Raw genomic sequence first — 9,175 nt, 5'->3', positions numbered from 1 at the left:
GCCAGTGGAAGGAGGCCTAAGCAAGCCGACCTTAGGCGCTCTGTCAGTGCTGCGTATTATGCTGTATTCCATCATCTGGCGCGTTCTTGCGCCGATGCACTGGTTGGAGCCTCGAAAAGAACTCGCCCAAACAAAGCATGGGTAGAGGTATACCGTGGCTTGGATCATGGTGCCGCGAAGAATGCGTGTAATGGTGCAGGAAACGTTGCATTTCCCCAGGATATCAAGGATTTCGCCGACGCGTTCAAACAGCTGCAGGTTGCTAGGTCATGTTGACAAATGGCGGATCCAGAGACGGATCGACGTGATGTCAATGAAGCCGAGGAAGCTTTCCGCCGTCTTGTCGTAGCGGGTCGCGACACGCCTGGCGTTCTTGAGCTTGTTGAAGCAGCGTTCGACCAGATTACGCAGGCGATACAGCGAGCGATCGACACCAATCCGCTTCTTGCGGGACTTTCGCATCGGGATCACGGGCAGGACGTTGCGCGCTTCCATGCCGTCTCTGATCTTGTCTGCATCGTAGCCGCGATCCGCGAGCAGCACGCTCGGGCGGGGCAGATTATCCGCCATCACCAGATCGAAGCCGAGATAGTCCGACGTCTGGCCTGGCGTGATCTCTGTCCTCATGGGAAGCCCGTGTGCATTGACGAGGAGGTGGATCTTGGTCGTAAAGCCACCTCGAGAACGGCCGAAACCCTGTCGTGGAGTCCCCCTTTAGCGCCCGCTGCCTGATGGTGGGCGCGGATTACGGTGCTGTCGATCATCTGCAGGGCGCTTGGCACAGCTCCGCTCTGGTTCAGTGCCTCCATGATGTCCTCCCAGAGCCCGGCCAACGTCCAGCGCCGGAATTGCCGATAGACGCTCGACCACTTGCCGAACTCCCCGGGAAGATCGCGCCAAGGCGCCCCGGTTCGGGCAATCCAGAAAATCCCATCAAGAACGAGGCGGTGGTTGGTGGGTTTACGCCCGTTCGGGGCGCGGACGGCGAGGATGAAGCGCTCAAAGAACGTCCATTCCTCGTCCGACATAAGGTCTCGTGCCAAGCTGGTCTCCATCGCAGATGCCAGCTTGAATCATGCTCAAAGCCTGATGTGAATCCCTTTTGTCAACACGACCTAGACATTCAGCCGATTACGACCCGATGATTAGGATCAGTAAAATTGAAGCGCTGAGTTTTGCGACGCTCGCAGAGGACAGCATTGCCGCTCTGGATCGAGTCGGAAGGAAAGACAAGCTTGCGTTTGCTACATGGGTGCTGATCACCAGCAAGGGAGCTAATGATGCTCGTAGCCGGGCAAGGACTGGAAATTTGAGACAAATATAGAGCTTCCCGCCCCCCTTGACCCCCATCCCCACCTGACGCTATACGCGCACATCGCGACCGAATCCGCCTGAATCACAAGGATTCGCTTGCATCTGTCGGGGCCGCCCCCTATAGGGCGGCTTCGCAGTTTTTATACAGGTCCGATGCTGGCGCCGCGTGGTGTGTCGTCAGCCTCTCGACTGGAACCCTCAAAGCTCCGAGGGATGACGATGCAAAGTCAGAATATTCGCATTCGGCTCAAGGCGTTCGATTATCGCGTGCTGGATGCCAGCACCCAGGAAATCGTGAACACGGCCAAGCGCACGGGTGCCACGGTTCGCGGGCCGATCCCGCTGCCGAACAAGATCGAGAAATTCACCGTCCTGCGTGGTCCGCATATCGACAAGAAATCGCGCGACCAGTGGGAAATCCGCACGCATAAGCGTCTGCTGGACATCGTCGATCCGACGCCGCAGACCGTCGACGCGCTGATGAAGCTCGACCTCGCCGCTGGCGTGGATGTCGAGATCAAGGTGTAAGGGGGCGGCAATGCGTACAGGTGTAATCGCCAAGAAGCTGGGCATGACCCGGCTGTTCATGGAAGATGGCCGCCAGGTTCCGGTGACCGTGCTTCAGCTGGACAATCTGCAGGTGGTCTCGCAGCGCACCGCTGAGAAGGACGGCTATATTGCCGTGCAACTCGGTGCCGGCGACGCCAAGGCCAAGCGCGTGGCGGCCCCGCTGCGCGGGCATTTCGCCAAGGCCGGTGTCGCGCCGAAGCGCAAGATCGCCGAGTTCCGCGTCTCCGAGGACAACCTCGTCGATGTGGGCGAGGAAATCATCGCTGACCACTATTTCGCCGGCCAGTTCGTCGATGTTGCGGGCACCTCCATCGGTAAGGGTTTTGCCGGTGCGATGAAGCGTCACAACTTTGGCGGTCTGCGGGCCTCGCACGGTGTGTCGATCAGCCACCGTTCGCACGGTTCGACCGGTCAGTGTCAGGACCCGGGCAAGGTGTTCAAGGGCAAGAAGATGGCCGGTCATCTGGGCGCGGTTCGCGTGACCACCCAGAACCTGCAGGTCGTCAAGACCGACACCGACCGTGGCCTGATCATGGTCAAGGGTTCGGTTCCGGGTTCCAAAGGTGGCTGGGTCATCGTCAAGGATGCCGTCAAGAAAGAGCTGCCCGAGAACCTGATCACCCCGGCTGCGACCCGTTCGAAGCTGAAAGAAGCGCAGCGTATCGCCGAGGAAGCCGCAGCAGCCGCTGCCGCCGAGGAAGAAGCCGCGCGCAAGGCCGCTGAAGAAGCCGCCGCCGCCGAGCAGGAAGCCGCGCTGAAGGAAGCCGAAGCCTCGATCGAAGCCGACAAGGCTGACGAGGGCGGGGCTGACGACGCCGCTCCGGAAGGGGAGAACAAGGAATGAAACTCGATGTGATCAAGCTGGACTCCGGTAAGGCCGGGTCCATCGAGCTGGCCGACGAGATTTTCGGGCTGGAGCCGCGCGGCGACATCCTGCAACGTGTCGTCCGCTGGCAGCGCGCCAAGGCGCAGCAGGGGACCCACTCGGTTCTGACCAAGTCCGAAGTCAGCTACTCGACCAAGAAGATCTATCGCCAGAAAGGCACCGGCGGCGCACGTCACGGTTCCCGCAAGGCGCCGATCTTCCGCAAGGGTGGTGTCTACAAGGGTCCGACCCCACGCAGCCATGCGTTCGACCTGCCGAAAAAGGTCCGCGCGCTTGGCCTTAAGCACGCCCTGTCGGCGAAAGCCACGGCGGGTGAGCTGGTCGTGGTCGAGGATCTGAACATCGCTGACGCCAAGACCGCTGCCGTCGCCAAGGCCGTGAAGGAAAACGGCTGGAAGCGCGTGCTGGTCATCGACGGTGCCGACGTGAACGAGGGCTTTGCCCGCGCCGCGCGGAACCTCGACGGGGTCGATGTGCTGCCCTCGATGGGTGCAAACGTCTATGACATTCTCAAGCGTGATACTCTGGTCATCACGCGGGCGGGTGTCGAAGCTCTGGAGGCTCGCCTGAAATGAGCGCGAAAGCTGAACATTACGACGTGATCCGCAAGCCGATCATCACCGAGAAATCGACCCTGGCGGGCGAAAGCAACGCCTTCGTTTTCGAAGTGGCGATCGACGCGAACAAGCCGCAGATCAAGGAAGCTGTGGAAACCCTGTTCGACGTCAAGGTGAAAGCGGTCAACACCACCGTGACCAAAGGCAAGACCAAGCGTTTCCGCGGCCGCCCCGGCGTCCGTTCGGACGTGAAGAAAGCCTATGTCACGCTGGAAGAAGGCAATTCGATCGACGTGTCCACCGGACTCTGATCGAGGCGAAGGATCGCGGTCTCCGGGTCAACCGGGGGCCGCATGAGTTTTTGACGAAACAAAGCAACGGAAGACAGAAAGATGGCACTCAAGTCGTATAAACCGACGACGCCTGGCCAGCGCGGGCTGGTTCTGATCGACCGTTCGGAGCTTTGGAAAGGTCGTCCGGTCAAAACCCTCACCGAGGGTCTGACCAAGAAGGGCGGCCGGAACAACACCGGACGGATCACCATGCGCCGCAAGGGCGGCGGGGCAAAGCGCCTGTATCGCATCGTCGATTTCAAGCGCACCAAGTTCGATGTCTCGGGCACGGTCGAGCGGATCGAATACGATCCCAACCGCACTGCGTTCATCGCGCTGATCAAATATGACGATGGCGAGCAGGCTTATATCCTGGCACCGCAGCGTCTGGCCGTGGGCGACAAGGTCGTCGCGGGCGAGCGTGTGGACGTCAAGCCGGGCAACGCTATGCCGTTTTCGGGCATGCCGATCGGCACCATTGTTCACAACGTGGAACTGAAGCCCGGCAAGGGCGGTCAGGTCGCGCGTTCCGCCGGCACCTACGCCCAGTTCGTGGGCCGCGATGGCGGTTACGCCCAGATCCGCCTGTCCTCGGGCGAGCTGCGCATGGTCCGTCAGGAATGCATGGCCACCATCGGTGCCGTGTCGAACCCCGATCACTCGAACCAGGATTTCGGCAAGGCTGGCCGCAACCGTCACAAGGGCATCCGCCCGAGCGTGCGCGGTGTCGCCATGAACCCGATCGACCACCCGCATGGTGGTGGTGAGGGCCGGACCTCGGGTGGCCGGACGCCGGTGACGCCCTGGGGCAAAGACACCAAGGGCAAACGGACCCGCACCAACAAGTCGACCGACAAATATATCCTGCGGTCGCGTCACGCACGCAAGAAGGGGCGCTAATCCATGGCACGTTCTGTTTGGAAAGGGCCTTTTGTTGACGCCTATGTGCTGAAAAAGGCCGAAAAAGCCCGCGAGTCGGGTAAATCGGATGTCATCAAGATCTGGTCGCGTCGTTCGACCATTCTGCCGCAATTCGTCGGTCTGACCTTCGGCGTCTATAACGGGCATAAGCATATCCCCGTTTCCGTCTCCGAAGACATGATCGGTCAGAAATTCGGTGAGTACTCGCCGACCCGGACCTATTACGGTCACGCGGCCGACAAGAAAGCGAAAAGGAAGTAATCGTCATGGGTAAGGAAAAGAATCCGCGCCGCGTGGCGGATAACGAAGCGATGGCGAAGGCGCGCATGGTTCGTGTCAGCCCGCAGAAGCTGAATGTCGTTGCCGGTCTGATCCGCGGCAAGAAGGTCGAGAAGGCTCTGAACGATCTGACCTTCTCCAAGCGCCGCGTCGCGGGCGATGTGAAGAAGCTGCTGCAATCGGCCATCGCGAATGCCGAGAACAACCATAACCTCGACGTCGACAACCTCGTGGTTGCCGAAGCCTGGGTTGGCAAGAACCTGGTGATGAAGCGTGGCCGTCCGCGGGCGCGTGGCCGTTACGGTCGCATCATGAAGCCGTTCTCGGAAATCACCATCAAGCTGCGCGAGGTCGATCCGGCCGCTGCCGCGGCTGCGGCGGAAGCCAAGAAAGCTTCCCGCAAGACCGCCAAGGCAGACACCGCAGAGGAGCAAGCGTAATGGGTCAGAAGGTCAACCCCGTCGGGATGCGCCTCCAGGTCAACCGCACCTGGGACAGCCGCTGGTATGCCGATGACAAGGAATATGGCGACCTGCTGCTTGAGGACGTTCGCATCCGCGAGTTCATCAAGAAAGAAGCCAAGCAGGCCGGCATCAGCCGCGTCATCATCGAGCGCCCGCACAAGAAATGCCGCGTGACCATCCACGCCGCGCGTCCGGGTGTCATCATCGGCAAGAAGGGCGCCGATATCGAGGTTCTGCGCAAGAAACTGTCGCAATTCACCGACAGCGAACTGCATCTGAACATCGTCGAGGTCCGCAAGCCGGAGCTGGACGCGCAACTGGTGGCCGAGTCGATCGCCCAGCAGCTTGAACGCCGGGTTTCGTTCCGCCGGGCGATGAAGCGCTCGGTTCAGAACGCGATGCGCATGGGTGCCCTTGGCATCCGGGTCAACGTCGCCGGTCGTCTTGGCGGTGCCGAGATCGCGCGGACCGAATGGTATCGCGAAGGCCGTGTGCCGCTGCACACGCTGCGCGCCGATATCGACTATGCACTGGCCGAGGCGATGACGCCTTACGGGATCATCGGCATCAAGGTGTGGATCTTCAAAGGCGAGATCATGGAGCATGATCCTTCCGCCCGCGAACGCCGCGCCGCCGAGGCTCAGGAAGGCCCCGCACCCCGTGGCCCGCGTCGCGACCGCGATGCCCGCTAAGGAGAAGTAACAATGCTGCAACCGAAACGGACCAAGTTCCGCAAACAGCACAAGGGCCGGATTCACGGCGAAGCCAAGGGCGGCTTCGACATCAATTTCGGCTCCTTCGCGCTGAAGGCCACCGAGCCTGAGCGTGTCACCGCTCGCCAGATCGAAGCGGCTCGCCGCGCGATCACCCGCCACATGAAGCGTCAGGGCCGGGTCTGGATCCGGGTGTTCCCGGACGTGCCGGTTTCCTCGAAACCGACCGAGGTGCGGATGGGTAAAGGTAAGGGCTCCGTCGATTACTGGGCGGCTCGGGTTCACCCCGGCCGGATCATGTTCGAGATCGACGGCGTCTCCGACACCATCGCCCGCGAGGCGCTGCGCCTCGGCGCGATGAAACTGCCGGTCACGACCCGCATCGTCGAGCGTCAGGACTGGTAAGGGTGGTGCGCTGAAGCGCACCCTACGGTTGGGGCCCCGCCGGCGACGGCGGGGCCTTTTCGCTTTTGTGGCAACGGCCGGTCGGCCGCGCCAAGAATTTCCGGGAAAATGCTTGCCAACCATGCGCCGGGCATGTATGGCCAAGCCTTCATCATGAAACTCCACCGGAATCAGGGTGGCCCGTGGCAAGCGGGGCTCTCCGGTGATGTTGAAAGGAAAAAGCGCAATGAAAGCGCAGGAACTGAAAGACAAGACGCCCGAGCAGCTCAATGAGCAGCTCGTGTCGCTGAAAAAGGAAGCGTTCAACCTTCGCTTCCAGCAGGCCACCGGCCAGCTCGAATCGACCGCCCGCATGCGCGCCGTGCGCCGCGATGTGGCGCGTGTGAAAACCGTTCTGAACCAGAAAGCGGCTGACGCCGCGTCGTCGAAGTAAGGGGACCGATATGCCCAAACGCATCCTGCAAGGCACCGTGACCTCGGACAAGAACGACCAGACTGTGACCGTCCTGGTGGAACGCCGCTTCAAGCACCCGCTGCTGCACAAGACTGTGCGGTCGTCCAAGAAATACCGCGCCCATGACGCGGATAACCAGTTCAAGGTCGGCGATACCGTTCGGATTATCGAATGTGCGCCGGTCTCGAAGACCAAACGCTGGACCGTCCTGACGGAAGACGCAGCCGCGTCGGCCTGAGGTCCGGATAAATTCGAAACCCTGGGGCGACCCGCATCGTCGTCCCCAAAGGTCGGGAGTAAACCATGATCCAGATGCAGACCAATCTGGATGTTGCTGACAATTCCGGTGCCCGGAAAGTTCAGTGCATCAAGGTTCTGGGTGGTTCGCACCGTCGCTATGCGTCGGTCGGCGACATCATTGTCGTTTCCGTCAAGGAAGCCATTCCGCGCGGTCGCGTGAAGAAAGGCGATGTCCGCAAGGCCGTCGTCGTGCGCACTGCCAAGGAAGTGAAACGCGAAGACGGCACCTCGATCCGCTTCGACCAGAATGCCGCCGTCATCCTGAACAACCAGGGCGAACCGGTCGGCACCCGTATTTTCGGGCCGGTCGTTCGTGAGCTGCGCGCGAAGAACTTCATGAAGATCATCTCGCTCGCTCCGGAGGTGCTGTAATGGCTGCCAAGCTGAAAAAAGGCGACAAGGTCGTCGTCCTTGCCGGCAAGGACAAGGGCAAGCAGGGTGAGATCACGCAGGTTCTGCCGAAAGACGGCAAGGCTGTCGTGGACGGCGTGAACATCGCGCTGCGTCACACCCGTCAGTCGCAGAATTCGCAGGGTGGCCGTATTCCCAAGAATATGCCGATCGACCTGTCGAATCTGGCACTGCTGGACAAGAACGGCAAAGCGACCCGCGTCGGCTTCCGCGAGGAAGACGGCAAGAAGGTCCGTTTCGCCAAGACCACGGGAGATGCGATCTGATGCTGGACGAATCCAAGTACACGCCGCGTCTGCGCCAGCAGTTCCGCGACAAGATCCGCGCCGCTCTGAAAGAAGAGTTCGGCTACAAGAACGACATGCAGATCCCGAAGCTCGAAAAAATCGTGCTGAACATGGGCATCGGCGAGGCCGTCAAGGACACCAAGAAGGTCAAGCAGGGCGCTGAAGAGCTGTCGCTCATCGCGGGCCAGAAGGCTGTCACCACCAAGGCCAAGAAATCCATCGCCGGTTTCCGCGTTCGCGAGGAAATGCCGCTGGGTGCCAAGGTGACCCTGCGCGGCGACCGCATGTATGAATTCCTCGATCGCCTGATCAACATCGCGCTGCCGCGCGTCCGCGACTTCCGCGGCGTGAAGGGCACGGCGTTCGATGGCCGCGGCAACTACGCCATGGGCCTCAAGGAACATATCGTGTTCCCGGAAATCAACTTCGACAAGGTCGACGAAGTTCTGGGGATGGACATCATCATCTGCACCACCGCGAAGACCGACGCGGAAGCGAAGTCGCTGTTGAAGCATTTCAACATGCCGTTCAGCAACTGATCGCGGAGGGAAAGAAGATATGGCTAAGAAATCCATGGTTGAGCGCGAGAAGAAGCGCGAACGTCTGGTCAAGAAATACGCCGCCAAACGTGCCGAACTGAACGAGATCATTCACGATCAGGAACGCCCGATGGAAGAGCGCTTCAAGGCGACGCTGAAACTGGCTGAACTGCCGCGCAACTCCTCGCCGACGCGCCTGCACAACCGGTGCCAACTCACCGGTCGTCCGCATGCGTATTACCGCAAACTGAAACTCAGCCGGATCATGCTGCGCGAGCTTGGCGCTCAGGGCGCGATCCCGGGCCTGGTCAAATCGAGCTGGTAAGGGGGCGACAATGAATATGAACGATCCTCTCGGCGATATGCTGACCCGTATCCGCAACTCGCAGATGCGCGGCAAATCGACCGTCCGCACCCCGGCCTCCAAGCTGCGCGCCTGGGTTCTCGATGTGCTGCAGGCTGAAGGTTACATCCGCGGCTACGAAGAAGTCACCACCGAGGCCGGCCATAAAGAGCTGGAAATCTCGCTGAAATACTTCGACGGCCAGCCGGTCATCCGTGAGCTTGCCCGCGTCTCCAAGCCGGGCCGCCGCGTTTATGCCGGTGCCAAGGAAATCCCGCAGGTCCGTCAGGGTTTGGGCGTTTCCATCGTCTCGACGCCGAAAGGCGTGATGTCGGATGCAAATGCACGCAACGCCAATGTCGGCGGCGAAGTGCTCTGCACCGTATTCTAAGGAGGGCAG

General features: G+C 60.8%; 16 protein-coding genes and 1 pseudogene. 16 read left to right on the top strand and 1 reads right to left on the bottom strand.

Features of this window, described 5'->3' with window-relative positions:
• Positions 1-267: 267 nt before the first annotated feature.
• Positions 268-1,055, bottom strand: a protein-coding gene (locus tag PAF12_RS08925) for an IS5 family transposase (protein ID WP_173485039.1) whose coding sequence is annotated in 2 segments (ribosomal slippage) — positions 268-716 and positions 716-1,055 — 789 coding nt in all. Because the reading frame shifts where the segments join, the coding sequence is not laid out codon by codon here.
• A 478-nt stretch (positions 1,056-1,533) separates the two neighbouring features.
• On the opposite strand from PAF12_RS08925, the gene rpsJ reads away from it, so the two are divergent.
• The 16 genes and pseudogenes from rpsJ (at position 1,534) to rpsH (ending at position 9,166) form a co-directional block, all read left to right on the top strand.
• Positions 1,534-1,842, top strand: a complete 309-nt coding sequence (gene rpsJ, locus PAF12_RS08920) for a 30S ribosomal protein S10 (protein ID WP_042247848.1) — start codon at positions 1,534-1,536, stop codon at positions 1,840-1,842.
• Between the two features lie 10 nt (positions 1,843-1,852).
• On the top strand, positions 1,853-2,728 hold the full coding sequence (rplC, locus tag PAF12_RS08915) for a 50S ribosomal protein L3 (RefSeq protein WP_271106586.1): 876 nt from the start codon (positions 1,853-1,855) through the stop codon (positions 2,726-2,728).
• Positions 2,725-3,345: a 50S ribosomal protein L4 gene (gene rplD, locus PAF12_RS08910; protein ID WP_271106585.1), complete on the top strand. Its 621-nt coding sequence runs from the start codon at positions 2,725-2,727 to the stop codon at positions 3,343-3,345. Before rplC ends, rplD begins: the two co-directional genes overlap by 4 nt.
• Entirely contained in the window at positions 3,342-3,638 is a 297-nt protein-coding gene (locus PAF12_RS08905) for a 50S ribosomal protein L23 (protein WP_271106584.1), read from the top strand. The genes rplD and PAF12_RS08905 overlap by 4 nt, the downstream gene beginning before the upstream one ends.
• A gap of 81 nt (positions 3,639-3,719) precedes the next feature.
• On the top strand, positions 3,720-4,559 hold the full coding sequence (gene rplB, locus PAF12_RS08900) for a 50S ribosomal protein L2 (RefSeq protein ID WP_271106583.1): 840 nt from the start codon (positions 3,720-3,722) through the stop codon (positions 4,557-4,559).
• Positions 4,560-4,562: 3 nt separating this feature from the next.
• On the top strand, positions 4,563-4,841 hold the full coding sequence (rpsS, locus tag PAF12_RS08895; RefSeq protein WP_271106582.1) for a 30S ribosomal protein S19: 279 nt from the start codon (positions 4,563-4,565) through the stop codon (positions 4,839-4,841).
• Between the two features lie 5 nt (positions 4,842-4,846).
• Positions 4,847-5,224: pseudogene (gene rplV / locus PAF12_RS08890) on the top strand (50S ribosomal protein L22); the annotation flags it as partial.
• 74 nt (positions 5,225-5,298) lie between these two features.
• A complete protein-coding gene (rpsC, locus tag PAF12_RS08885) occupies positions 5,299-6,015 on the top strand; it encodes a 30S ribosomal protein S3 (RefSeq protein ID WP_271106581.1) in 717 nt (238 codons plus the stop codon).
• A gap of 12 nt (positions 6,016-6,027) precedes the next feature.
• Positions 6,028-6,441: a 50S ribosomal protein L16 gene (rplP, locus tag PAF12_RS08880; protein WP_271106580.1), complete on the top strand. Its 414-nt coding sequence runs from the start codon at positions 6,028-6,030 to the stop codon at positions 6,439-6,441.
• 226 nt (positions 6,442-6,667) lie between these two features.
• On the top strand, positions 6,668-6,874 hold the full coding sequence (gene rpmC / locus PAF12_RS08875) for a 50S ribosomal protein L29 (protein WP_271106579.1): 207 nt from the start codon (positions 6,668-6,670) through the stop codon (positions 6,872-6,874).
• Positions 6,875-6,884: 10 nt separating this feature from the next.
• A complete protein-coding gene (gene rpsQ / locus PAF12_RS08870) occupies positions 6,885-7,133 on the top strand; it encodes a 30S ribosomal protein S17 (protein ID WP_271106578.1) in 249 nt (82 codons plus the stop codon).
• A 65-nt stretch (positions 7,134-7,198) separates the two neighbouring features.
• Positions 7,199-7,567, top strand: a complete 369-nt coding sequence (gene rplN / locus PAF12_RS08865; protein ID WP_090521031.1) for a 50S ribosomal protein L14 — start codon at positions 7,199-7,201, stop codon at positions 7,565-7,567.
• Entirely contained in the window at positions 7,567-7,872 is a 306-nt protein-coding gene (gene rplX / locus PAF12_RS08860; RefSeq protein ID WP_271106577.1) for a 50S ribosomal protein L24, read from the top strand. Before rplN ends, rplX begins: the two co-directional genes overlap by 1 nt.
• A complete protein-coding gene (gene rplE, locus PAF12_RS08855) occupies positions 7,872-8,432 on the top strand; it encodes a 50S ribosomal protein L5 (protein ID WP_271106576.1) in 561 nt (186 codons plus the stop codon). Before rplX ends, rplE begins: the two co-directional genes overlap by 1 nt.
• 19 nt (positions 8,433-8,451) lie before the next feature.
• Positions 8,452-8,757 (top strand): 30S ribosomal protein S14, encoded by a 306-nt coding sequence (gene rpsN / locus PAF12_RS08850; protein ID WP_271106575.1) that lies wholly within the window; start codon positions 8,452-8,454, stop codon positions 8,755-8,757.
• Between the two features lie 10 nt (positions 8,758-8,767).
• Positions 8,768-9,166, top strand: a complete 399-nt coding sequence (gene rpsH / locus PAF12_RS08845) for a 30S ribosomal protein S8 (protein WP_271106574.1) — start codon at positions 8,768-8,770, stop codon at positions 9,164-9,166.
• Positions 9,167-9,175 lie beyond the last annotated feature (9 nt).

Source organism: Paracoccus sp. SCSIO 75233 (assembly GCF_027912675.1).
Classification (GTDB): Bacteria; Pseudomonadota; Alphaproteobacteria; order Rhodobacterales; family Rhodobacteraceae; genus Paracoccus.
This window is presented reverse-complemented; position numbering and strand designations above follow the sequence as displayed.